Annotated in this window: 23 protein-coding genes; 16 read left to right on the top strand and 7 right to left on the bottom strand. The window is 72.2% G+C overall.

The genetic code is table 11. The annotated features are described in order from the left end of the window. On the bottom strand, positions 1-492 hold a 492-nt coding region (locus J5Y09_RS20690), incomplete at its 3' end, for an Hpt domain-containing protein (protein WP_209353755.1). Positions 493-603: 111 nt separating this feature from the next. After that, positions 604-1,227 (bottom strand): histidine phosphotransferase family protein, encoded by a 624-nt coding sequence (locus tag J5Y09_RS20685; RefSeq protein ID WP_245217292.1) that lies wholly within the window; start codon positions 1,225-1,227, stop codon positions 604-606. A gap of 100 nt (positions 1,228-1,327) precedes the next feature. Between J5Y09_RS20685 and J5Y09_RS24470 the strand changes: the two genes are divergently transcribed. The 10 genes from J5Y09_RS24470 (at position 1,328) to rpmB (ending at position 9,310) form a co-directional block, all read left to right on the top strand. Then, positions 1,328-1,483, top strand: a complete 156-nt coding sequence (locus J5Y09_RS24470) for a DUF3553 domain-containing protein (RefSeq protein ID WP_245217296.1) — start codon at positions 1,328-1,330, stop codon at positions 1,481-1,483. Next, positions 1,480-2,235, top strand: a complete 756-nt coding sequence (locus tag J5Y09_RS20675; RefSeq protein ID WP_342451519.1) for a sulfite exporter TauE/SafE family protein — start codon at positions 1,480-1,482, stop codon at positions 2,233-2,235. The genes J5Y09_RS24470 and J5Y09_RS20675 overlap by 4 nt, the downstream gene beginning before the upstream one ends. A 41-nt stretch (positions 2,236-2,276) precedes the next feature. Next, positions 2,277-3,299, top strand: a complete 1,023-nt coding sequence (gene moaA / locus J5Y09_RS20670) for a GTP 3',8-cyclase MoaA (protein ID WP_432761243.1) — start codon at positions 2,277-2,279, stop codon at positions 3,297-3,299. Further along, entirely contained in the window at positions 3,292-3,684 is a 393-nt protein-coding gene (locus J5Y09_RS20665; RefSeq protein ID WP_209353752.1) for a hypothetical protein, read from the top strand. Before moaA ends, J5Y09_RS20665 begins: the two co-directional genes overlap by 8 nt. Positions 3,685-3,729: 45 nt before the next feature. Next, the gene (locus J5Y09_RS20660; RefSeq protein WP_209353751.1) at positions 3,730-4,584 is read left to right on the top strand and encodes a carbon-nitrogen hydrolase family protein; all 855 of its coding nucleotides are present in this window, start codon (positions 3,730-3,732) and stop codon (positions 4,582-4,584) included. Further along, positions 4,581-5,348, top strand: a complete 768-nt coding sequence (locus tag J5Y09_RS20655) for an NAD kinase (protein ID WP_209353761.1) — start codon at positions 4,581-4,583, stop codon at positions 5,346-5,348. The genes J5Y09_RS20660 and J5Y09_RS20655 overlap by 4 nt, the downstream gene beginning before the upstream one ends. Then, a complete protein-coding gene (locus J5Y09_RS20650; RefSeq protein ID WP_209353750.1) occupies positions 5,345-6,526 on the top strand; it encodes an MFS transporter in 1,182 nt (393 codons plus the stop codon). The genes J5Y09_RS20655 and J5Y09_RS20650 overlap by 4 nt, the downstream gene beginning before the upstream one ends. 237 nt (positions 6,527-6,763) lie before the next feature. Next, positions 6,764-8,602 (top strand): ABCB family ABC transporter ATP-binding protein/permease, encoded by a 1,839-nt coding sequence (locus J5Y09_RS20645; protein ID WP_209353749.1) that lies wholly within the window; start codon positions 6,764-6,766, stop codon positions 8,600-8,602. Between the two features lie 60 nt (positions 8,603-8,662). Continuing rightward, on the top strand, positions 8,663-8,920 hold the full coding sequence (locus J5Y09_RS20640) for a hypothetical protein (RefSeq protein ID WP_209353748.1): 258 nt from the start codon (positions 8,663-8,665) through the stop codon (positions 8,918-8,920). A gap of 96 nt (positions 8,921-9,016) precedes the next feature. Then, on the top strand, positions 9,017-9,310 hold the full coding sequence (gene rpmB / locus J5Y09_RS20635; RefSeq protein WP_198374788.1) for a 50S ribosomal protein L28: 294 nt from the start codon (positions 9,017-9,019) through the stop codon (positions 9,308-9,310). 218 nt (positions 9,311-9,528) lie between these two features. Here the strand turns inward: rpmB and J5Y09_RS20630 are convergent, their stop codons facing one another. Next, complete coding sequence (locus tag J5Y09_RS20630) at positions 9,529-11,070, bottom strand: amidohydrolase family protein (protein WP_209353747.1); 1,542 nt, start codon at positions 11,068-11,070, stop codon at positions 9,529-9,531. Positions 11,071-11,185: 115 nt separating this feature from the next. Here J5Y09_RS20630 and kce point away from each other — a divergent pair, with 115 nt between their 5' ends. Beyond that, positions 11,186-12,112, top strand: coding sequence for a 3,5-dioxohexanoate:acetyl-CoA acetone transferase (gene kce / locus J5Y09_RS20625; protein ID WP_209353746.1), 927 nt, complete (start codon positions 11,186-11,188; stop codon positions 12,110-12,112). On the opposite strand, the gene J5Y09_RS20620 is transcribed toward kce, so the two are convergent. The 4 genes from J5Y09_RS20620 to J5Y09_RS20605 all read right to left on the bottom strand — a co-directional run bounded on the left by J5Y09_RS20620 (position 12,109) and on the right by J5Y09_RS20605 (position 14,849). Beyond that, positions 12,109-12,582, bottom strand: coding sequence for a DUF1203 domain-containing protein (locus J5Y09_RS20620; RefSeq protein WP_209353745.1), 474 nt, complete (start codon positions 12,580-12,582; stop codon positions 12,109-12,111). The two genes, kce and J5Y09_RS20620, sit on opposite strands and share 4 nt — an antisense overlap. A gap of 169 nt (positions 12,583-12,751) precedes the next feature. Then, on the bottom strand, positions 12,752-13,537 hold the full coding sequence (locus tag J5Y09_RS20615; protein ID WP_209353744.1) for a DUF4394 domain-containing protein: 786 nt from the start codon (positions 13,535-13,537) through the stop codon (positions 12,752-12,754). A 95-nt stretch (positions 13,538-13,632) separates the two neighbouring features. Continuing rightward, positions 13,633-14,313 carry an anti-sigma factor gene (locus J5Y09_RS20610; protein WP_209353743.1) on the bottom strand — a complete coding sequence of 227 codons (681 nt, stop codon included), beginning with the start codon at positions 14,311-14,313 and terminating at the stop codon, positions 13,633-13,635. Further along, positions 14,310-14,849: a sigma-70 family RNA polymerase sigma factor gene (locus J5Y09_RS20605; RefSeq protein ID WP_209353742.1), complete on the bottom strand. Its 540-nt coding sequence runs from the start codon at positions 14,847-14,849 to the stop codon at positions 14,310-14,312. Before J5Y09_RS20605 ends, J5Y09_RS20610 begins: the two co-directional genes overlap by 4 nt. Positions 14,850-14,956: 107 nt before the next feature. Here J5Y09_RS20605 and J5Y09_RS20600 point away from each other — a divergent pair, with 107 nt between their 5' ends. The 5 genes from J5Y09_RS20600 to J5Y09_RS20580 are packed head-to-tail and all read left to right on the top strand — an operon-like array spanning position 14,957 to position 21,534. Next, positions 14,957-16,168 (top strand): ABC transporter substrate-binding protein, encoded by a 1,212-nt coding sequence (locus J5Y09_RS20600; protein WP_209353741.1) that lies wholly within the window; start codon positions 14,957-14,959, stop codon positions 16,166-16,168. 6 nt (positions 16,169-16,174) lie between these two features. Next, positions 16,175-18,028 carry an ABC transporter permease gene (locus J5Y09_RS20595; RefSeq protein ID WP_209353740.1) on the top strand — a complete coding sequence of 618 codons (1,854 nt, stop codon included), beginning with the start codon at positions 16,175-16,177 and terminating at the stop codon, positions 18,026-18,028. After that, a complete protein-coding gene (locus J5Y09_RS20590; RefSeq protein WP_209353739.1) occupies positions 18,025-18,804 on the top strand; it encodes an ABC transporter ATP-binding protein in 780 nt (259 codons plus the stop codon). Before J5Y09_RS20595 ends, J5Y09_RS20590 begins: the two co-directional genes overlap by 4 nt. Beyond that, positions 18,797-19,510 carry an ABC transporter ATP-binding protein gene (locus tag J5Y09_RS20585; protein ID WP_209353738.1) on the top strand — a complete coding sequence of 238 codons (714 nt, stop codon included), beginning with the start codon at positions 18,797-18,799 and terminating at the stop codon, positions 19,508-19,510. Before J5Y09_RS20590 ends, J5Y09_RS20585 begins: the two co-directional genes overlap by 8 nt. Before the next feature lie 5 nt (positions 19,511-19,515). Next, positions 19,516-21,534 carry a hydantoinase/oxoprolinase family protein gene (locus tag J5Y09_RS20580; protein WP_209353737.1) on the top strand — a complete coding sequence of 673 codons (2,019 nt, stop codon included), beginning with the start codon at positions 19,516-19,518 and terminating at the stop codon, positions 21,532-21,534. Positions 21,535-21,594: the final 60 nt, after the last annotated feature.

The raw sequence follows: 21,594 nt of genomic DNA, 5'->3' as shown, positions 1-21,594 counted from the left end.
CTCCGCGACCGGGGCGGGCGGGGGCGTGGGCGCGGCGACGGGCGCGGGCGGGGCCTCGGCGACCGGGACCGGAACCGGCTCGGCGGCGGGCGGCGCGGCGGCGGGCGCGACCTCGCGGCCCTCATAGGCGGCGTCGAGCGCCTCGATCAGCGCGGCATCGTCGCCCGGGGGCTCGGCGCCGGTCGCCTCGAGACCGGCGACGATCGCCTTGATCCGGTCGAGCGCGGAGAGGATCAGCGTGATGCCTTCGGCCGTGACGGCGAGCGTGCCGTCGCGGTAGCGGCCGAGCACGTTCTCGCCGGCATGCGCGACGGCCTCGAGGCGCGACAGGCCGAGGAAGCCGCAGGTGCCCTTGATCGTGTGCACGAGACGGAAGACTTCCGAGAGCGTCGGCTGGTCGTCGGGCGAGCGCTCGAGTCGGACCAGGGCCGAATCCAGCGCTTCAAGCCCCTCATGCGTCTCGGTCAGGAAGTCCGCCAGAAGGTCGTCCATGACATCCCCACTCAATTGGTGGGCGGAGCATGGAAGGGTCGGGCCGAATATTTCGTAAAGGCGTGGATCAGCAATCCGCGCGGCCGCGAGAAATGGCGGCCGCGCGCGGTGTCAGCGAGGAACCGAGAGCAGCAGCGGCCCCGCGCCTTCGCCCGGCGGCACCGCGAGGGCGAGCCGGACGCCGGCCGCGCCGGCCAGCGCCGCCAGCCACACGACGAGCACATCGCGCCCGGACGGGTCCTCGGGCAGCGCGCCGCCCGTGATCGCCCGCAGCAGCGCCGCCGGCCAGGCCGCCTTCGGGCCTTCCGGCCAGATCGCCCATTCGCGGCCCGCATCGCCGGCAAGGCGGACATGGCCGCCGCGCGGCAGCGCCTCCCCCCCCAGCACCATGGCCGAGAGCAGCACGGGGACCATCTCCTCCGGCACGCGGGTCGAGGGGTCGAGCGTGGCGGCATCGGCCTGCGCGCGCCCGCCGGCCAACTGCCCGCCCAGCAGTCCGAGCAGCGCGTCGAGCGTCATGTCGCCCTGCCCGCCCAGCAGGGCGCGCCAGAGCGTCAGGCGGCGGCGCAGCACGTCGGAGGCGTCGGTGGCGAGCGTCGCCGCCTCCGACCCGACCGAATCGAGCATTTCCAGCGCATTGCCGATCGTGCCGGCGACGCCGCCGATGTCGTGGCAGAGGCGCAGTCCAACGAGGCGCACGAGGCGCAGGTCCGGCATGGTGGCTTCTTGGGGCATCGCCCGGGGCATCCCTTGCATCATCGCCGCGGACGGTATCCTCTCGTCTCCTGACAGGACCTTACCGCCCCATCCCGTGACCGAAATCATCGAACCCGGCATGCGCGTCCGGCACCCCGCGCAGCCCGACTGGGGCATAGGCCAGGTGCAATCGGTGGTCGGGGACCGGATCACGGTCAATTTCGAGCATGCCGGCAAGGTCCTGATCAATGCCGCCGTGATCGCACTCGAGATCGAGGACGGGCCAGCGCGGTGACGGGACTTGTCGATGCGGCCTGGCCGGTGCTCGGCGACTGGCGGCTGGCGGGTGCGATCCTCGCCACCATCGTGGCCGGGGTGATGCGCGGTTATTCCGGCTTCGGCACGGCCGTCATCCTGGCCCCGGTCTATTCCCTGCTGTGGGGGCCGCGGGCCGGCGTGCCGATCATGCTGCTGATGGAACTGCTCGTGTCCGTCCAGTTGCTGCCCGGGGCGCTTAAGGACGCCGACCGGCGGGTGGTGCTGCCCTTGGGCGGCGCGGCGGCGCTCGCGACGCCGCTCGGCGCCTGGATCCTGTTCACGGCGGATGGCGAATCCCTGCGCCGCTTCATCGGCGGCTTCGTGCTGGTGTTCGGCCTGCTGTTGATGTCGGGCTGGCGCTACCGCGGGTCCCGCCCGCTGCCTCTCAACCTGTTCGTCGGCACGCTGGCCGGGCTGCTGAAGGGCTCGACCGGCATGAGCGGGCCGCCCGTCATCCTCTACCTGCTCGCGGGGTTGGAGGAAGCGAAGCGGCACCGGGCCAACCTGATCCTGTTCTTCGCGACCATCGCCGTCGTCTCGGTCGTGCCGCCCCTGCTGGGCGGGCTGATCGACCTGCCGGTGCTGCTGCGCCTGGCCGTGCTGCTGCCGGTCATGGCGATCTCGGTGCCGATAGGGGCGCGGCTGTTCCACGTGATCCCGGAACGGCTCTACCGGCCCTTCGCCATGGCGGTGCTGCTCGGGGCCGGCGGGCTCGCCCTGTTCGGATAGGGGGCTTGCGGGGCGGGGCCCATCGGCCCCAAATCCCGCCCATGCAGGCACTTGACCCCTCCCCGGCCGGGCTGGTCGACCCCTTCGGGCGCGCCGTTTCCTATCTCCGGGTCTCGGTGACGGACCGCTGCGACCTCCGCTGCGTCTATTGCATGGCGGAGGACATGACCTTCCTGCCGAAGCGGGAGATCCTGACGCTCGAGGAATTGGACCGGCTCTGCGGCGCCTTCATCGCCCTCGGCACCGACAAGATCCGCCTGACGGGGGGCGAGCCGCTCGTTCGCAAGGGCGTGATGACGCTGGTGCGCAGCCTCGGCGCGCGGCTCGGCGCGGGCGGCCTGCGGGAACTGACGCTGACCACCAACGGCACGCAGCTCGCGAAGATGTCGGAAGACCTCGTCGCCGCAGGCGTGCGGCGGATCAACGTCTCGCTCGACACGCTCGACCCCGCGACCTTCGCCGCCGTGACGCGCTGGGGGAAGATCGAGCAGACGCTCGACGGCATCTTCGCCGCCAAGGCGGCGGGGCTCGCCATCAAGATCAACGCCGTGGCGCTGAAGGGCGTGAACGAGGACGCCTTCGACGGCATGGTCGCCTGGTGCGGCGAGCACGGCTTCGACCTCTGCCTGATCGAGACCATGCCGCTCGGCGACATCGGCGGCGACCGCACGGACCAGTACCTGCCGCTCTCCCTCGTCCGCTCCCGCCTGCGGCAGTCCTGGACGCTGGAGGAGAGCGACTACCGCACCGGTGGGCCCGCCCGCTACGTGACGGTGAAGGAAACCGGCCGGCGCATCGGCTTCATCACGCCGATGACCCACAATTTCTGCGAAAGCTGCAACCGCGTGCGGCTGACCTGCACCGGCACGCTCTACATGTGCCTCGGCCAGGACGACGCGGCCGAGTTCCGCGAGCTGCTGCGCGACCCCTCGGTGGGCGAGGAAGCGCTCGCGCAGGCGATCCGCGACGCGATCGCGCGCAAGCCGAAGGGGCATGACTTCGTGATCGACCGTCGCCGCAACCGCCCCGCCGTGGCCCGCCACATGAGCATGACCGGTGGCTGACACCCTCCAGGCGCTGACCGCGCGCCTGACCATCCCCGGCCTGCCGGAGTGGGTCGGGCTGGTGCTGCTCGTCGCCCTCGGCGTCTCGCTGCTCGCCTTCCTGGCGATGCCCTATGCCGTGTTCGGCGTGAAGTCGCGGCTGGAGGCGGTGGAGGCGGAACTCGCCGACCTGCGCACCGAGATCCGCGCCCTGGTCCGCCAGCCGCCACCCGCCCGTCCGCTGGTCGAGGAGGATTGGGTCGCGCCGCCCACCCGCACGCCCGGCCGCGCCGGGCCCGCGGAACCGCGGCTCGGCGTACCGGTGCCGCCGCCGGCGGCGCGCGCGGAGGGCGGCGGCGCGCGCCGTGCCGAACCACGGCTCGACTGGCCGCAGACCAAGGGCTGATCGCGGGCGCTATCCCGCCCCGCCCGCCTGTGGCTTGATGCGCCCATGCGCGCCAGCGTCATCCAGATGAACCAGGGCAGCGACAAGGCTGCCAACCTCGACCAGGCCCGCCGCCTGATCGAATCCGCCGTCGCGGCCGACCGGCCCGATCTCGTCACCCTGCCGGAGACCTGGACCAATCTCGGCGGCGGGCGCGACGCGCGCCGCGCGGCGGCCGAGTTGCTGCCCGAACCGGGCGGCGCCGGCGGGCCGGCCTATGAGATGCTGCGCGGCCTCGCCCGCGCGCACGGCATCACCGTCCATGGCGGCTCCATCATCGAGGATGGCGGGGAGAAGCTGTTCAACACGACGCTGGTGTTCGGCCCGGACGGGACGGAACTCGCGCGCTACCGCAAGATCCACCTTTTCGACATCACGGCGCCGGACGGCACGGGCTATCGGGAAAGCGCGCTGTACGGCGCGGGATCGGACCTCGCCTTCTTCGAGGTCGCCGGCATCCGGCTCGGCTGCACCATCTGCTACGATGTGCGCTTCCCGGAACTGTTCCAGGAACTGCGCCGGCGCGGGGCGGAGGCGATCCTGGTCCCGTCGAACTTCACGCTGCAGACCGGCAAGGACCATTGGGAAGCGCTGATGCGCGCGCGCGCGATCGACACCCAGTGCTGGATCCTCGCCGCCGCCTCCTACGGCAGCTACGAGGAGCGCGGCGCGACCCGCAGCGTCTACGGCCATTCCCTGGTGGTCGACCCCTGGGGCCATGTGGTCGCGAAATGCAGCGACGGCACCGGCTGGGCGACGGCGCGGATCGACCCGGCCGTGACCGCGCGCGTGCGCGCCGGCATGCCGCTCGACCAGCATCGGGACTCCGCGCGCGCCTGGGTCGCGAAGGCCGCGACGTGACCGCCCCGCGGCTCGCGATCCTCGCCGCGCAGAACGAGCCCGCCCGCCTCGCGCAGGAAGCCCTCGCAGCCCGCTACGGCGCGGCGCCGCCCGAGCAGGCGGAGGTGATCGTCGCCCTCGGCGGCGACGGCTTCATGCTGGAGACGCTGCACCGCTTCCTCGGCCGCGGCATCCCGGTCTATGGCATGAACCGCGGCTCGGTCGGCTTCCTGATGAACGACTACCGGGAGGATGCGCTGCCCGAGCGCATTGCCGCCGCCCAGGCCGCGACGCTGCATCCGCTGCGGATGGTGGCGCAGGCGAACGGCGCCGCGCCGGTCGAGGCACTGGCGATCAACGAGGTCTCCCTGCTGCGCGAAAGCCGCCAGGCGGCGAAGATCCGCATCCTGGTGGACGACAAGGAACGCGTGGCCGAGCTGATCTGCGACGGGGTGCTCGTCGCGACCCCGGCGGGCAGCACCGCCTACAACCTGTCCGCCCATGGGCCGATCATCCCGCTGGGGGCCAATCTGCTGCCGCTGACGCCGATCTCGGCCTTTCGGCCGCGGCGCTGGCGCGGCGCGCTGCTGCCTTCCGACGCCGTGGTGGTGTTCGAGATCCTGGAGCGCGACAAGCGCCCCGTCGCCGCCGTCGCCGACTACACCGAGGTGCGCGACGTGGCGCGCGTCGAGGTGCGGGAGGCCCGCGACGTGACCCTGACCCTGCTGTTCGACCCCGACCACGGGCTGTCGGACCGCATCATCGCGGAACAGTTCACGGTGTGAGCGACGCGCGCGGCCTGTCCGACCGCACCCTGGTCTGGGGCATCGCGGCCATGCAGGTGATCGGCTGGGGCGCGCTCTACACGCCTTTCCCGCTGCTGGTCGCGCCGATGGAAGCCGAGCTCGGCTGGTCGCGCGTGCTGCTCAATGCGGGCTTCACGGCGGCGCTGCTCGCCTCCGGCATCGCGGCGGTGCCGGCCGGGCGCTGGCTCGACCGGCGCGGGCCGCGGGGGCTGATGAGCCTCGGCGCCGCCGCCGCCGCGCTGCTGCTGGTGGCCCTCGCGCTGGTGCGCGACCCGGCGGCCTATATCGCGATCTGGGTGCTGATCGGCCTCGCCCAGGCGGCCTGCCTTTGGAACTCCGCCATGGCGGTGGTGGTGGCGGAGGCGCGCGACCCGACGCGCACGATCACCGCCATCACCTTCATCACCGGCTTCACCGGCACGGTCTTCCTGCCGCTGGCCGATGCGCTGATCGCCGCGTTCGGCTGGCGCGGCGCGCTCGGCGCGCTGGCCGCGCTGCAGGCGGGCGCGGCGGTCCTGACCTTCGCCATGCTGCGCCAGGCGCGGGTGCCGCCGCGTGGCGCCGCGGCGCCGACCGGGCGGCCCTTGCGGGAGAGGATCCGCGAGCGCGCCTTCCTCGGCCTTGCCCTGTGCTTCGCCGCGCACGCCTTCATCGGCACGGGGCTGGCCGCGCACCTGATCCCGCTGCTGCGCGAACGCGGCTGGCCGGAGGCGACGGTGCTGCTGCTCGCGGCGGCGCATGGGCCGGCGCAGGTGGCGGCCCGGGTGCTGCTCTACACGCTCGGGCGGGGTGTCACGATGCGCGCGGTCGGGCGCTTCGCGACGGGCCTGGTGCCGCTCGGCATGCTCTGCCTCGCGCTCGGGCCCGGAAGCCTCGTGCTGACGCTCGGCTTCGTCGTGCTGTGGGCGGTGGCGGACGGGCTGCTGGCGATCGTCCGTGCCGCCGGCACGGCCGAGATCCTGGGGCGGGAGGGCTATGGCACCGTCACCGGCGCGCTGTCCGCCTTCGCGGTGCTGCCGCGCACCGTGGCGCCGCTCGTGCTCGCCCTGCGGTGGGACGGCGCCGGCACCTACGGGCCGGTGCCCTGGCTGCTGGTGGCGGTGGCGGCCGCGGTGGCAGGCGGCTTCCTGGTCGCGGCGCGCCGGCCGGCGGGCTGACGCCGCGCGTGACCATTGCGCGACAGGGCCCGCGCGCGGGGCGGCCGCGCGCCGGCTGCCGGCGGCGCCAGGGCCGTTGCCCGCCGGGGCCGGCATGAAGGGGGCTTGCATCCGCCGCGCCGATGGCTCCCATGCGGGGCGGGCGCTTCCCGCGCCGGGCGGACGGCCCCATCTGCCTTCGCCGAGACCGGAGTCCATCGCTTGCCCCCTGCCAAGCCCACCGCCGACGGCGGCCACATGCGCGCCCTGATGCGCATCGCGCCCTATCTCTGGCCGCAGGGGGAGACGGAGCTCCGCATCCGGGTCGTCGCCGCGCTCGTGCTGGTCGCGGCCGCCAAGGCGGCGAACGTGCTGGTGCCCATCGCCTATGCCCGCGCGGTCGATGCGCTGGCGCCGCAATCGGGCATGGCCGCGGCGGCCACCGTGCCGGTCGCGCTGCTGCTCGGCTACGGGCTGCTGCGCGTCATGTCCTCGGCCTTCGCGGAACTGCGCAACGCGATCTTCGCCAAGGTGCAGGCGCGCGCCGGGCGGCGCGTGGCGCTCGAGGTGTTCGAGCACCTGCACGCGCTGTCCATGCGCTTCCACATGGACCGCGCGACGGGCGGGCTGTCCCGGGTCATCGAAAGGGGCGTGCGCGGCATCGCCACCTCGCTCAACTTCCTGCTGTTCAACATCATCCCGACCATCGTCGAGATCCTGTTCGTGGCGATCATCCTGTGGTGGATGTTCGCGCTGTCCTTCACCCTGACGATGCTCGGCACCATCGCGGCCTATGTCGCCTTCACCCTGACCTTCACCAACTGGCGCCTGCGCTTCCGTCGCCAGATGAACCAGACGGATGAGGAGGCGAACACCAAGGCGGTGGACAGCCTGCTGAACTACGAGACGGTGAAGTACTTCAACAACGAGGGCCACGAGGCGCGGCGCTACGAGGACAGCCTGACGCGCTACGAGCGCGCCTATGTCCGGTCCGAGACCACGCTCAACATGCTCAACGCCGGCCAGGCCTTCATCATGGCGGTCGGCCTGACGGTGACCATGCTGCTGGCCGGGTCGGGCATCGCGGCGGGAACCATGACGGTGGGCGACCTGGTGATGGTCAACACCTACCTGATCCAGCTTTACCTGCCGCTCAACATCCTCGGCTTCGCCTATCGCGAGATCCGCCAGGGGCTGACGGACATGGAGCAGATGTTCACGCTGCTCGAGGTCCCGGCCGAAGTGCGCGACGCGCCCGGCGCGCCGGACCTCGCCAGGGGCCAGGGGGAGATCCGCTTCGAGGATGTCCGCTTCGGCTACCGCCCGGACCGGGAGATCCTGAAGGGCGTGACCTTCACCGTCCCGCCGGGGCGGATGCTGGCGATCGTCGGGCCGACGGGGGCGGGGAAATCCACCATCTCCCGCCTGCTGTTCCGCTTCTACGACGCGACCGGCGGGCGCGTGACGGTCGATGGCCAGGACGTGCAGTCCGTCACGCAGGGCAGCCTGCGCCGCGCGATCGGCGTGGTGCCGCAGGACACCGTGCTGTTCAACGACACCATCCGCTACAACATCGCCTATGGCCGGCCGGGCGCGACCGACGAAGAGGTCGAGGCCGCCGCCCGCGCCGCGCAGGTGCATGACTTCGTGATCCGCCTGCCCGAAGGCTACGCGACCCGGGTGGGCGAGCGCGGTCTGAAGCTCTCGGGCGGGGAGAAGCAGCGCGTCGCGATCGCGCGCACCATTCTCAAGGACCCGCGCATCCTGGTGCTGGACGAGGCCACCAGCGCGCTCGACACCCGTACGGAACAGGAAATCCAGGCCGCGCTGCGCGACGTGGCGCGCAACCGCACCACCCTGGTCATCGCGCACCGGCTGTCCACGGTGGTGGAGGCGGACGAGATCATCGTGCTGCAGGAAGGGCGCATCGCCGAGCGCGGCACCCATGCCGAACTGATCGCCGCCGATGGCCTCTATGCCGAGATGTGGCGCCGCCAGGCCCAGGCCGTCGCGGCCGCCGAGGCCGCGGCCCGCGCCCAGGCCGAGGCCGACCTCGACCGCCCCCGCGCCGGGCGGCTTGGCGAATCCATCGCGTAACAGGGGGTTACAGACCGCCCCCGCCCGCCCCATCTGGCCTGGAAAGAAGGAGAACGCCGCATGCAGCAGGACGCCATGGGTGGCGCGCCCGAGGATCTCAGCCACGCCGGATCGGTGGTGGACAAGGCGATCGAGTACATGATGGAGCAGCATATCGACCCGATCTCCATCGCCTCCGCCCTGCTTGGCGGCGCCCTGGGCCTGCTGGCGCGGACCATGGACGACCGGGCGGTCGCGGCCGTGCTGCGCAACGCTCTGGCCTCGGTCGAGAGCGGCGAACTGGCCGAGGCGCGCCAGCCCCCACCGGCCCAGGCTTGACGGAAGGGCCCGTCTGGGCCACAAGCCGCGCCTTCATCGCATCCACCGGCGCGCGGGGAATGTCCCGTGCGCCCTGATCGTTTCGGGAAGACCACCATGGCCCGCCGCTGCGGCATCACCGGCAAGGGCGTCCTGACGGGCAACAACGTCAGCCACGCCAACAACAAGACGCGCCGGCGCTTCCTGCCGAACCTGCAGGAAACCTCCTTCTGGTCGGAAATCCTCGGCGCGCCGATCAAGCTGCGCCTGTCGACCAACGGCATCCGCACGGTGGAGCACAATGGCGGGCTCGACGCCTTCCTGCTCGGCACGCCGGACCGGCGCCTGCCGGACGAGGCGCGCCTGCTGAAGCGCCGTCTGGAACGCGCCCAGGCCAAGAAGGCGGCCTGACGGCCCCTTCCCGGCCGGCAACGGCAAGGGCGGCGCCCCACGGGGCGGCCGCCCTTTTTTGTGCCGGTCATGCTGGCGGCACGAGTCTCTGACTCGTGCCGAGGCCGCGAAGGCGGCCCGCCGGACGTCCGGCGAAGCCAAGCAAACTGGAAGTTTGCGCCCGGCGTTTGAGGGCACAGAAAGGGCCTGCCAGCGGTCGAAGCATTCGACCGCCGGGATCAAATGCGGGAATTCGGCGCCGTGAAGGGCGCCCGCACCTCGCCATCGAGGTAGCCCGCGTAGAAATCCCGCACATGGGGCAGGATGTCGCGCGCCAGCGCGCGGCGGCGCTCCTCCTCCGGCCGCAGCGGCAAGGCGAGCTGCGCGGCGAGCTCGGCCAGCGCCGCCTCCCGGTCCAGCCGGGTGAAGCGGCGGTCCCGCATCACCACCTCCCCACCGATCATCACCGTCTCCACCCCCTCGGCCTTGGCGCGCAGCAGCACGGCGTCGACCACCGGGATCAGCGGATCGAGATAGGGCGAGGCGAGGCTGTCCCAGCGCATCAGGGACAGGTCGGCGAAGGACCCCGGGGTCAGCGTGCCGATCGCGGCGCCGAAGGGCGTGGTCAGGCCGCCATTCTCGCTCGCCATGCGCAGCACCTCCGGCGCGGAGGGCACCTCGGCCGGGTCCATGCCGGGGACGCGGTGCAGGCGCAGCACCAGCCGCATCTCCGCCAGCATGTCGCGGTCGTCGTTGATGCCGGCCTCGTCCATGCCCATGGCCACGCGGATGCCGCGGCGGGCGAAGCAGCCCAGGCAGGCGACGCCGCTGCGCAGCCGCAGGTTGGAACTCGCGTTGTGGCAGATCAGCGTGCCGGTCTCGGCTACGCGGTCCATGTCGGCCTCGGTCAGCCAGACGGCGTGCCCCAGCGTCATCCTCGGCCCGAGCAGCCCGTGCCGGGCGATGTGGTCCAGCGCCGTGCCGCCGCCGCGCAGCCGGGCGTAGCGCTTCTGGTAGGCGGTCTCGTTCAGGTGCATGTGCATCGGCAGGTTGTGGCGCGCCGACACCTCCCGGAACCCGTCCAGCGCCCGGTCGGACACCCAGTGCAGGTTGGTGGGGGCGAGCTGCACCGCGATGCGCGGGTCGCCGGCGACGTGGTCGGCCAGCCGCAGCACCATGTCGAAATACTCGTCCGCCGTGATGTGGAAGCGGGCGAGGTTCTCGGCCAGCCGCGCGCCGAGTTCGGGCGGCAGGCGGGCGATGAAGGCCGCGTCGTCCTCGTAGACCAGCCGGTTCTGGTCGCGGAAGGCGTAGGAGTAGGAGGCGCGCATGCCGATCGCCTGGTAGGCGCCGATCACCTGCCGCGCCGCGCGTTCCACATCCCCGATCGCGCCGGGTGCGCGCCCGTGCAGGTGCTGCACGGTGGTCACGCCCGAGCCGATCATCTCGAAGGCCGAGTAGAGCGTGTCGAGATGCAGGTCGACGTCGCGCGCGACCATACGCGTCGCGAACCAGAGCTCCAGCGGCTGGTCGAGCGACCCCAGCTGCACCGGCGTCAGCCCCACGTGATGGTGGCTGTTCACCAGTCCCGGCAGGACGACGTGGCGGTCGGACCCCAGCATCGCCGCGCCGGGGTATCGTGCCGCGAGGTCGGCGAAGCGCCCGATGGCGACCACGCGGTCCCCCTGCACCGCGACGGCGCCGTCGTCGTGGATCACAGCATGGTCGCGATCCGCGACGCGCTCGATCACGTGGCGGCCGCGGACGAGCGTGACGGTCATGGCGGGCTCCTGCTGCGAACCTGGAACGCTAGGGGATCGGCACTCCCGGCGTCACGCCCCCTTCCGGCGCGCCGCCGCCTTGGGCAGGATCGCGCCCATCGCGGAGGAACCAGCCATGTCCAAGGTCATCATCACCTGCGCCGTCACCGGCGCGATCCACACGCCCTCGATGTCCGACCACCTGCCCATCACGCCGCAGGAGATCGCGGAGCAGTCGATCGCGGCGGCGGAAGCCGGGGCGAGCATCATCCACCTGCACGCGCGCGACCCGATCGACGGCCGTCCGACGCCCGACCCGGCCGTCTTCATGCAGTTCCTGCCGGTCATCAAGCAGTCCACCGACGCGGTCATCAACATCACGACCGGCGGCGGGCTCGGCATGACGGTGGATGAGCGGCTCGCCGCGCCGCTGCTGGCCAAGCCGGAGATGTGCAGCCTCAACATGGGCTCGATGAACTTCAACATCTCGGCGTCCGCCGCGCGCGTGAAGCACTTCAAGCACGAGTGGGAGAAGCCCTACCTGGAAGGCACCACCAACTACATCTTCCGCAACACCTTCCAGGACATCGAGCAGATCGTGGAGCGGCTGGGCAAGGGCCACGGCACGCGCTTCGAGTTCGAGTGCTACGACGTCGGCCACCTGTACAACCTCGCGCACATGCTCGACCGCAAGGTGGTGGAGCCGCCGCTGTTCACCCAGACCATCTTCGGCATCCTGGGCGGCATCGGCGCCGAGCCGCGCAACCTGATGTTCATGAAGGAGACGGCGGACCGGCTGTTCGGCCACGACTATGTCTGGTCCGTGCTCGCCGCCGGGCGCAACCAGATGCCCTTCTGCACCATGGCCGGCATGCTCGGCGGCAATGTGCGCGTGGGGCTCGAGGACAGCCTGTGGATCGGCAAGGGCCAGCAGGCCACGTCGAACGCGCAGCAGGTGGCGAAGATCCGCCGCATCCTCGAGGAATTGTCGCTCGAGATCGCCACCCCCGCGGAAGCGCGGGCGATGCTGAAGCTGAAGGGCGGCGACCTCGTCGGCTTCTAGGCCTTCTCCACCCGCGTGAGCCAGCAGCCCGGCCGCGCGGTGTGGATGTTGACGTAGGCGACGCGCGGATCGTCGATCCGCGCGCGCAGCGCCGCCTCCGCTTCCTCCCCCGGCACCACCACGCCGAGGTCGTAGAGCACCATGCCCTGCGCATCGTAGTGGCGCAGCGAGACGATGGCGTTCTCCGTCACCGTCTCCGGCAGCGCGTCCAGGATCTCGCCGCGCGCGCAGTCATGCGCGTGGACGAAGACCGGCGATGGCGTCCAGTACGGCCCCTGCGGCAGCGGCAGGTCCCAGGAGGCGAGCAGCATCCGCTCCCCCGGCCGGCCGAGGCGCAGGCAATGCCGGCACGGGAAGCCGGGCCCGGTGACCTCGCGGAGATGGACGGGCCCGCCGCGGTCGTCGCGCCCGGTGGCGCGGAAGCGGGCGGCGGCGTCGGTGTCGATGGGCATGCAGCGGAAGGTGCTCATGCGGCGATCCTGCCGCGCGCGGCGGCGCCGCGCCTTCCGCCTGTTGCGCTCACACGCGCAACCACCGCCCCCGATCGGGGGCGGTGGCGCTTTCCCTCGCTCCGGCCCGGTGGCGGGAGGGCTCCGCCGTGGGGCTGTTGACGGGCCGGGCGAGGGCGCGCGGGGGCCGTCAGCGCGTGGCGGCGATGTCGATCACCTCGGCCGCCGGCAGGCCGGCGACGGCGCCGAGCGCGCTCGCCGCGCCGGTCTCGAGGTTCACGCGATGCAGCGTGCCGCCGATCAGCGCGAAGCCCATGTTGCCGCCCCGCCCGTCCGCCAGGATGTCGAAGGCCACGCCGGGCGGCAGCGCATCGGCCACCTGGCCGCGCGGCTGCTGCACGCCGTCATTGGGCGGCGCCTGCAGGTTGTAGGACCGCGTCAGCGTGTCGATGGTATACAGCGCCGTCGCCTGCGCGCCGGTCATGCTGTTGGTGTAGGCGCCGGCGACGATGCGCGGCGTCGTCTCGGCGAAGGGCGTGCCGGCGGCGTACTTCAGCTGCCCGTCGCGCACCGCTTCGCCGGTGTCGACGTTCACGCGCAGGTTGGTGCCGTTCATGCCCATCAGGCGCAGGCGGTTCGCGACGGGGTTGAAGTCCACCACGGCGCGGCCGCCGGACTGGAACTCGGTGTTCAGCCGGCTGACCTGCGTCGCGCGGCCCGTCGCGGGGTCGATCGTCACGATCTGCCCGCGCTCGGTCACGCCGTAGATGCGGCCATCCTGCGGACGCTGGTCGATGCCGAGCACGCGGCCATCGGCGCCCGTGATGCGCATGGGCGCGCCGGCGCGGCGCGTCTCGCTGTCGATGCTGAGGATGGCGTTGTCGGCGGTCAGGCCGATCAGCGTCGCGGCGTGGGCCTGGCTGGCCGCGGCGATCATCCCGAAGGCGGCGAGGGCGAGGCGAAGGCTGGTCGTCATGGCGGTCTCTCCTGTTCCCAGGCGAGGCCGTTCGGCCCCGCTGACCGCCTTACGGGCCGGATGCGGGGGTGGATGCAGGCGCGGGCGAAGTTTTTTTAGGTGCCGCGCGCCGCCGCCAGCCGACCGATGAACAGGATCGGCCCGGTCGGCCGCCCGGTGGGCGAACCGCCCGGCGGCTCCAGCGTGATCTCGATCAGCATCCCCGGCTCCGGCCGGATGGTCGCCGGCGTCACGGTCAGCCGCCCCTGCTCGGCCGGGATGAGGCCGAGCGAGGTCGGCGCGCTCGCCCCCTGCGGCAGCGCCCAGAGCTGCATCACGCGGTCCGAGGGCACCGGCTGCGGGTTCAGCGAGGCGAGGCGCAGCGCGCCGCCATCGGCTTCCACCAGCCAGGCGGGCTGGTCGCGCTGGGTGAGCAGCACGGTCATCAGCCGCGGCTCCGGCGCCGGACGGACCAGCAGCAGCGCGGCGAGCCCCGCCGCGACGGCGGTCGCCCCCAGCGCCCAGAAGCGCCAGAAACCCGGCTTCTTGCCAACAGGCGCGGCGCGCGGCCCGTCGAGCGAAGCGGCGATGCGGTCCCACAGCCCCGGCGGCGGCGCTTCCGGCGGCGCGAGGACGGTCAGCGGCGCGAGCCGCGCCTCCCAGGCCGCGACGGCATCGCGCAGCGCGGCGTCGGTCTCCATGGCGCGCGCGACCTCGGCCGCCGCGCGGGCATCGAGCGTGCCGAGCACGTATTCGCCGGCCAGCGCGTCGCGTTCGGCGGGGTCGGTCGGGATCATGCCAGGCACTCCCGCAGCGCCAGCAATCCGCGGCGGATCCAGGACTTCACGGTGCCGAGCGGCGTGCCGAGCCGCGCGGCGATCTGCGGATGCGACAGCCCGTGCACGAAGGCGAGGATGATGCCCTCGCGGTTCTTCGGCTCCAGCCCCGCGAGGCAGTATTGCAGGCGCCGGCCCTCGCTGCTCGCGGCCAGCTTCTCCTCGGCTTCCGGGGCGACGGCCTCGTCGCCGAGGGTGGGGTCGTCCGTCGGCGTCTCCCGTCCCCTGGCGCGGATGATGTCGAGCGCGGCATGGCGGACGATGGAGGCGAGCCAGGCTTCCGCCGCGCCGCGCGCCGGGTCGAACTGCCCCGCGCGGCGCGCGACCTTCACGAAGGCGTCCTGCAGCGCGTCGGCGGCGGCGTCCCTGTCGCGCAGGATGGCGTTCGCCACACCAAAGAGGCGAACCGACTGCCGTTCATACACGCCACGCAGCGCCGCGCGGTCACCCGCGGCGACGGCGGCAAGCAGCGCGGGCAGGTCGGCATCTGCTTCCATCAGGGTCGGACATGGCCACGCCCCGGCGGGAAAGGTCAAGCGCAACGACCCCATTGCGCCGGGCCGCCGGCCTCGCGAACATCCCCCCAACGACAGGAGGCCTCCGCATGTCCCGCTTCGCCATCTCCCGCCGCGCCCTTGGCGCGGCCGCGCTGCTGCCGCTGGCGCGGCCGGCCTTCGCGCAGAACGCGCCGATCCGCATCGGGGAGCTGAATTCCTATTCCCGCATGGCCGCCTTCGCGGTGCCCTACCGCAACGCCATGCAACAGGCGCAGGACGCTGTGAACGCCGCCGGCGGCGTGATGGGCGGGCGGCGCATCGAATTCGTCTTCCGCGACGACGGATCGACGCCGGGCGACGCGGTGCGCGTGGCGGAGGAACTGCTGACGCGCGAGAACGTCGCCTTCCTCGCCGGCACCTTCCTGTCGAATGTGGGGCTCGCCGTCGCGGACTTCGCCAACCAGCGCAAGCGACTGTTCCTGGCGACCGAGCCGCTGACCGACGCGCTGACCATGGCGCAGGGCAACCGCTACACCTGGCGCCTGCGCCCCAGCACCTACATGCAGACGCGCATGCTGGTCGAGGCGATCCGGGGACGCCCCGTGCGCCGCTGGGCCATCGTCGCGCCGAACTATGAATACGGCCAGTCGGCCGCGGCCAACTTCAAGCGCCTGCTGCCCGCCGCCATCCCGGGTGCGGAGGTCGTGGCGGAACAGTTCCCCGCCCTCGGCCGGGTCGATGCGGGGGCGACGGTCGGCGCGCTGGGCCAGGCGCGGCCGGACGGCATCTTCAACGTCCTGTTCGGCGCGGACCTGACCGCCTTCGTGCGCGAAGGCAACACGCGCGGCCTGTTCGAACGCCGCACCGTCGTCTCCCTGCTGACCGGCGAGCCCGAATACATGATCCCGCTGGGGGAGGAGACGCCGGAAGGCTGGATCGTCACCGGCTATCCCTGGGACCAGGTCACGGGCATGCCGACGCACCAGGCCTTCGTGGACGGCTACCGCGCGCGCTTCAACGACACGCCGCGCAAGGGCTCGCTGCTCGGCTACGTCACGGTGCAGGTGATCGCGAACCTGCTGAACAAGGCGAACTCGCTGGACAACGAGGCGCTGGTCGACGCGCTGCGCGACCTGCGCACCGACACGGTGGTCGGCCCGGTGACGATGCGCGGCATCGACCAGCAGGGCACCATGGGCACCTGGGTGGGCGAGACCGCGCTGCGCGGCCGGCAGGGCACGATGCGCAACATCCGCTATGCCGACGGCGCCAACTACATGTTCTCCGAGGAGGAGGTGCGCGCCGCGCGCCGGACCTGACGCTTCGTGCAATGGGACTTCCTGCTGGTCCAGTCCCTGTCGGGGCTGGCCAGCGCATCATCGCTGTTCGTCATCGCGTCGGGGCTGACGATCGTCTTCGGCGTGACGCGGATCGTGAACTTCGCGCATGGCTCCTTCTACATGCTGGGGGCCTATATCGCGGTCACGCTCGTGCCCTGGCTGCTGGAGATCGACCGCTCGCCCTGGCTGTTCTTCGTGGGCGTGCTGGTCTCCGCCCTGGCCGTCGGCGCGCTCGGCGTGGCGATGGAGGTGCTGCTGCTGCGGCGCATCTACCGCGTGCCGGAACTGTTCCAGCTGCTGGCGACCTTCGGCGTGGTGCTGATCGTGCAGGACCTGGTGCTGCTGGTCTGGGGGCCGGTGGACATTCCCGGCCCGCGCGCGCCGGGGCTGCGGCATGGCGTGTTCATCCTCGACCAGCGCTTCCCGGCCTATGAGCTGTTCCTGATCGCCGTCGGGCCGGCGGTGCTCGGCCTGCTGTGGCTGCTGATGCACCGCACGCGCTTCGGCGTGCTGATCCGCGCCGCGACCCAGGACCGCGAGATGGTCGGCGCGCTCGGCGTAAACCAGGCGATGCTGTTCACGGGCACGCTGTTCCTGGGCGCGGCGCTGGCGGGACTCGGCGGCGCGCTGCAGATCCCGCGCGTCAGCGCCAATTCGCAGATGGACCTGTCCATCATCACGGAGGCCTTCGTCGTCACCGTGATCGGCGGCATGGGCAGCGTGCCGGGCGCCTTCATCGCCGCGCTGCTGATCGGGCAGCTGCAGGCCTTCGGCGTGCTGATCTTCCCCAAGATCACGCTGGTGCTGGTCTTCCTGCTGATGGCCGTGGTGCTGGTGGTCAAGCCCTGGGGGCTGCTCGGCAAGCCGGAAGCGGCGGCGGGGCGCGTGGTGCTGCCGGAAGGCATCCTCGACCCGCGCCCGCTCGATGCCGCGGGCAGGGTCCTGGCGGCCGTCGGGATCGCCGCCGTGCTGGCGCTGCCCCTGCTCGACGCCTATGCGGTGAAGGTGGGGACCGAGGTGCTGATCCTCGCGCTCGCCGCCTTCTCGCTGAACTTCCTGGTCGGCAATGGCGGCATCGTCTCCTTCGGCCATGCCGCCTATTTCGGGCTCGGCGCCTATGGAGCGGGGCTGCTGGTGGTCAAGGCGGGGCTGCCAATGGAACCGGCGCTGCTCGCCGCACCCATCGCCGGCGGCGCCTTCGCGGCACTGTTCGGCTTCTTCGTCGTGCGGCTGTCGGGCATCTACCTCGCCATGCTGACCCTCGCCTTCGCGCAGATCGCCTATGCGGTGGTGTTCCAGTGGGTGGAGGTGACGGGCGGCGACAACGGCCTGGTCGGCGTCTGGCCGTCGCGCTGGGCGGCGTCGCGGGAGGTCTATCACCACCTCGTCGCGGCCGTGACGGTCGCCGCCATCATCCTGCTGCGGCGCGTGATCCATGCGCCCTTCGGCGCGACGCTGCGCGCGGCGCGGGATTCGGCGCAGCGCGCGGATGCGATCGGCGTCGACGTGCGCATGCATCGCTGGCTCGGCTTCACGCTGGCGGGCGCGGCGGCGGGGCTGGCGGGCGGGCTCTACGCCTTCTCGAAGGGCTCGATCGACCCGACGCTGCTCGGCATCCCGATGAGCGTCGACTTCCTGTCGATGCTGCTGCTCGGCGGCATCCAGTCGGTGCTCGGCCCGGTGGCGGGCACCGCGGCCTTCCACGCGGCGAAGGACTTCTTCATGCCGCTGACCGACCATTGGCGGCTGTTCCTCGGCCTGTCGATCATTGCCATGGTGCTCGTCTTCCCACGCGGCCTCGCCGGCGCCTGGGACACGCTGCGGAGGCGGCGCGCATGACGCTGCTCTCGGCGGAAGGGCTGACCAAGCGCTTCGGCGGCGTACTGGCAGCGAAGGATGTCTCCTTCGCGCTCGAAGGCGGCGAGATGCTCGCCATCATCGGCCCGAACGGCGCCGGCAAGTCCACCACCTTCAACATGGTGGGCGGGCAGCTGCGCCCGGATGCGGGGCGCGTCACGCTGGCCGGGCAGGACATCACCGGCATGCCGCCGCGCGCGGTGTGCCGCATGGGGGTGGGGCGCACCTTCCAGGTCGCGCAGACCTTCCTGTCCTTCTCCGTGCTCGGCAATGTGCAGATGGCGCTGATCGCGCATCACGGCCAGACGCGGATGCTGCTGCCCGATGCCATGGCGATGCACCGGGACGCGGCACTCGCGCTGCTCGACCGCGTCGGCATGGCCGCGCAGGCCGGCCGCCCGATCGGGGAGCTCGCCTATGGCGACGTGAAGCGCGTCGAGCTCGCCATCGCGCTCGCCGCCGCGCCGCGCCTGCTGCTGATGGACGAGCCCACCGCCGGCATGGCGCCGGCCGAGCGCTCCGCGCTGATGGCGCTGGTCGCCGGCATCGCGCGGGGGGAGCGCATCGGCGTGCTGTTCACCGAGCACGACATGGACGCCGTCTTCGCCCATGCCGACCGCATCCTGGTGCTGGTGCGCGGGGAGATCATCGCCCGCGGCAGCCCCGAGCAGGTGCGCGCGGACCCCGAGGTGCAGCGCGTCTATCTCGGTCATTCCGGGACGCGCGCGGCCGAACGCGCGCGGCGCTCCCATGGCTGATCCCGTTCTCGACGTCGCCGGCCTGCGCGCCGGCTACGGCCCGGCGGAGGTGCTGTTCGGCGTGGAACTGCACCTCGCGCGCGGGGAGGTGGCGGCGCTGATGGGCCGCAACGGCGCGGGGAAATCCACCACGCTCAAGGCCATCATGGGGCTGCTGCCGCCACGCGCCGGTTCGGTGCGCTTCGCGGGGCAGGAGATCGCGGGCATGGCCCCCTTCCGCATCGCACGCCTTGGACTCGGCTACGTGCCCGAGGAACGGCGCATCTTCACCGACCTGACGGTGTTCGAGAACCTCGAGGTCGGCCGCCGCGCCCCGCCCGCCGGACGCGCGCCCTGGACGCCGGAGCGGCTCTTCGAGGTCTTCCCCAACCTCGCCGAGATGCGCCATCGCCGCGCCAGCGCGATGTCGGGCGGGGAACAGCAGATGCTGACCATCGCACGCACGCTGATGGGCAATCCGGAAGCCGTGCTGCTCGACGAACCCTCCGAGGGGCTCGCGCCGGTGATCGTCGAACAGATGGCCGACGCCGTGCTGCGGATGAAGGCGGAAGGCATCGCCGTGCTCGTCTCGGAACAGAATCTCGACTTCGCGGCCGCCGTCGCCGACCGGGCGCTGATCCTGGAAAAGGGCACGGTGCGCTGGCAGGGGTCCATCGCGGCGCTGGAGGCGGACGAGGATGTCCGCCGCGCCTACCTGACGGTGTGACCCGCATGGCACGACGCATCGCCGGCATCGACGTGGGCGGCACCTTCACCGACCTGGTGATGCAGGAGGATGACGGCACGATCCGCATCGCCAAGGTTCCGACCACCGCCGCGAACCAGGCCGGCGGCGTGCTGGCCGCGATCGAGGCTGCGGGAACCACGCCCGCCGCGCTCGACCTGATCGTGCACGGCACCACGGCGACGACGAACGCGGTGCTGGAACGCAAGCTCGCCAAGGTCGGGCTGATCACCACCGAGGGCTTCCGCGACGTGCTGGAACTCGGCCGCCGCACGCGCCCGCGCGCCTATGGCATGACCGGGTCCTTCGAGCCGCTGATCCCGCGCGAATGGCGCCGCGAGGTCGCGGAGCGGATGGATGCACGCGGCGCCGTGGTGACGCCGCTCGATGAGGCTGCGGTGGAACGCGAGGTGCGCGCGCTGCTCGCCGAAGGCTGCGAGGCGCTCGTCATCCATTTCCTGCACGCCTACGCCAACCCCGCGCATGAACGGCGCGCGGGGGAGATCGCGCGCGCCATCTGGCCGAACGCCTATGTCACGCTCGGCCATGCGCTGCTGTCGGAGTTCCGCGAGTATGAGCGAGGCACCACGGCAAGCGTGAACGCCGCCGTTCAGCCGGTGCTCGACCGCTACATCCGGCATCTGCAGGACCGGCTCGCGGAAGCCGGGCACAGGCGCGACCTGCTGGTGATGAACGGCAATGGCGGCACCGTGCCCGCGCGCGCCGTCGCCGCGGAAGCGGCCAAGACCGTGATGTCCGGCCCCGCCTCGGGCGTCATGGCCGCGGCCGCGACGCTGGCGCAGTCGGGCGTCGCGAACGCCATCACCTGCGACATGGGCGGCACCTCGACCGATGTCGCGCTGATCGCGGGCGGGGTGCCGGAGGTCTCGGCGGAACTCTCCATCGCCTACGGCCTGCCGATCCACCTGCCGATGGTCGATGTGCGCACCGTCGGCGCGGGCGGCGGGTCCATCGCCTGGATCGATCGCGGCGGCATGCTGCGGGTCGGGCCCGAAAGCGCGGGCTCCGCGCCGGGGCCGATCTGCTACGGCCGCGGCGGCACGCGGCCGACCGTGACGGATGCGAATCTCCTGCTCGGGCGGCTCGACCCGGATGCGCTGCTCGCCACGGGCCGCCGCGTCGGCGTCGAGGAAGTGCGCGAGGCCTTCGCGCGAGAGATCGGCGCGCCGCTCGGCATGGCGCCGGAGCAGACGGCGGAAGCCGTGATCCGCCTGGCCAACGTGCTGATGGCGGGCGCGATCCGGATGGTCTCGCTCTCCCGCGGGCATGACCCGCGCGATTTCTCCCTGTTCGCCTTCGGCGGCGCGGGGCCGCTGCATGCCGTGGCGCTGGCGCGGGAGATCGGCATCCCGGAGGTCTTCGTCCCCTTCCGCCCCGGACTGACCAATGCGCTCGGCTGCCTGGTCGCCGACCTGCGGCAGGATGTGGTCAACACGCTGAACCGCGGGCTGGACGACATCGCCGAGGCCGAGATCGCGGAGGTGCTGTCGGCGCAGGTCGCGCGCGGCCGTGCCGGTGTCGAGGCCGGCGGCGCCGAGGTTGAGCGCGTCGAGATCCGCCACGTGGCGGAGATGCAGTTCCGCGGGCAGACGCATCTGATCCGCGTGCCGCTCGGATCCGCCGCGCCGACGCGCGCCGAAGTGCAGGCCGCCTTCGAGGAGGCCTATTTCGCGCGCTTCCAGGTGCGCCTGCCGGAAATCCGCGCGGTGCTCGTGAACCTGACGACGAGCGTCGTCGGCCGTCGGCCGCCCTTCGACCTGCGGGCGCTGGCCGCGACGGAGAAGGGCGAGGCGCGGCTCGGCGCGCGGCGCCTCTATGCCGGCGGCGCGTGGCATGACGCGACCGTCTGGCGGCGGGAGGCGCTGGCCGAAGGCGCACGCATCGCGGGCCCGGCCGTGCTGCAGCAGGCGGATGCGACGATCATCCTCGAGCCGGGGAGCGAGGCGGTGGTGGATGCGCTCGGCAATCTGAGGGTACGGGCATGATTCGCACCGACACCGGCTGTCAGTCCCCAACAGACAGAAAAAGGAGGGGGGTCGGGGGAG

The organism is Roseomonas nitratireducens, from assembly GCF_017813355.1.
Taxonomy (GTDB): domain Bacteria; phylum Pseudomonadota; class Alphaproteobacteria; order Acetobacterales; family Acetobacteraceae; genus Neoroseomonas; species Neoroseomonas nitratireducens.
The sequence above is the reverse complement of the archived record's forward strand: the minus strand, read 5'-3'. Positions and strand labels throughout refer to the sequence as shown.

Bases quoted from the DNA above. Each gene is read 5' to 3' on its own strand.
- J5Y09_RS20685 (WP_245217292.1), bottom strand. From the start codon at position 1,227: ATGCCCCAAGAAGCCACCATGCCGGACCTGCGCCTCGTGCGCCTCGTT.
- J5Y09_RS24470 (WP_245217296.1), top strand. From the start codon at position 1,328: ATGCGCGTCCGGCACCCCGCGCAGCCCGACTGGGGCATAGGCCAGGTG.
- moaA (WP_432761243.1), top strand. From the start codon at position 2,277: ATGCAGGCACTTGACCCCTCCCCGGCCGGGCTGGTCGACCCCTTCGGG.
- J5Y09_RS20660 (WP_209353751.1), top strand. From the start codon at position 3,730: ATGCGCGCCAGCGTCATCCAGATGAACCAGGGCAGCGACAAGGCTGCC.
- J5Y09_RS20645 (WP_209353749.1), top strand. From the start codon at position 6,764: ATGCGCGCCCTGATGCGCATCGCGCCCTATCTCTGGCCGCAGGGGGAG.
- J5Y09_RS20640 (WP_209353748.1), top strand. From the start codon at position 8,663: ATGCAGCAGGACGCCATGGGTGGCGCGCCCGAGGATCTCAGCCACGCC.
- rpmB (WP_198374788.1), top strand. From the start codon at position 9,017: ATGGCCCGCCGCTGCGGCATCACCGGCAAGGGCGTCCTGACGGGCAAC.
- J5Y09_RS20630 (WP_209353747.1), bottom strand. From the start codon at position 11,070: ATGACCGTCACGCTCGTCCGCGGCCGCCACGTGATCGAGCGCGTCGCG.
- kce (WP_209353746.1), top strand. From the start codon at position 11,186: ATGTCCAAGGTCATCATCACCTGCGCCGTCACCGGCGCGATCCACACG.
- J5Y09_RS20620 (WP_209353745.1), bottom strand. From the start codon at position 12,582: ATGAGCACCTTCCGCTGCATGCCCATCGACACCGACGCCGCCGCCCGC.
- J5Y09_RS20615 (WP_209353744.1), bottom strand. From the start codon at position 13,537: ATGACGACCAGCCTTCGCCTCGCCCTCGCCGCCTTCGGGATGATCGCC.
- J5Y09_RS20610 (WP_209353743.1), bottom strand. From the start codon at position 14,313: ATGATCCCGACCGACCCCGCCGAACGCGACGCGCTGGCCGGCGAATAC.
- J5Y09_RS20605 (WP_209353742.1), bottom strand. From the start codon at position 14,849: ATGGAAGCAGATGCCGACCTGCCCGCGCTGCTTGCCGCCGTCGCCGCG.
- J5Y09_RS20600 (WP_209353741.1), top strand. From the start codon at position 14,957: ATGTCCCGCTTCGCCATCTCCCGCCGCGCCCTTGGCGCGGCCGCGCTG.
- J5Y09_RS20590 (WP_209353739.1), top strand. From the start codon at position 18,025: ATGACGCTGCTCTCGGCGGAAGGGCTGACCAAGCGCTTCGGCGGCGTA.
- J5Y09_RS20585 (WP_209353738.1), top strand. From the start codon at position 18,797: ATGGCTGATCCCGTTCTCGACGTCGCCGGCCTGCGCGCCGGCTACGGC.
- J5Y09_RS20580 (WP_209353737.1), top strand. From the start codon at position 19,516: ATGGCACGACGCATCGCCGGCATCGACGTGGGCGGCACCTTCACCGAC.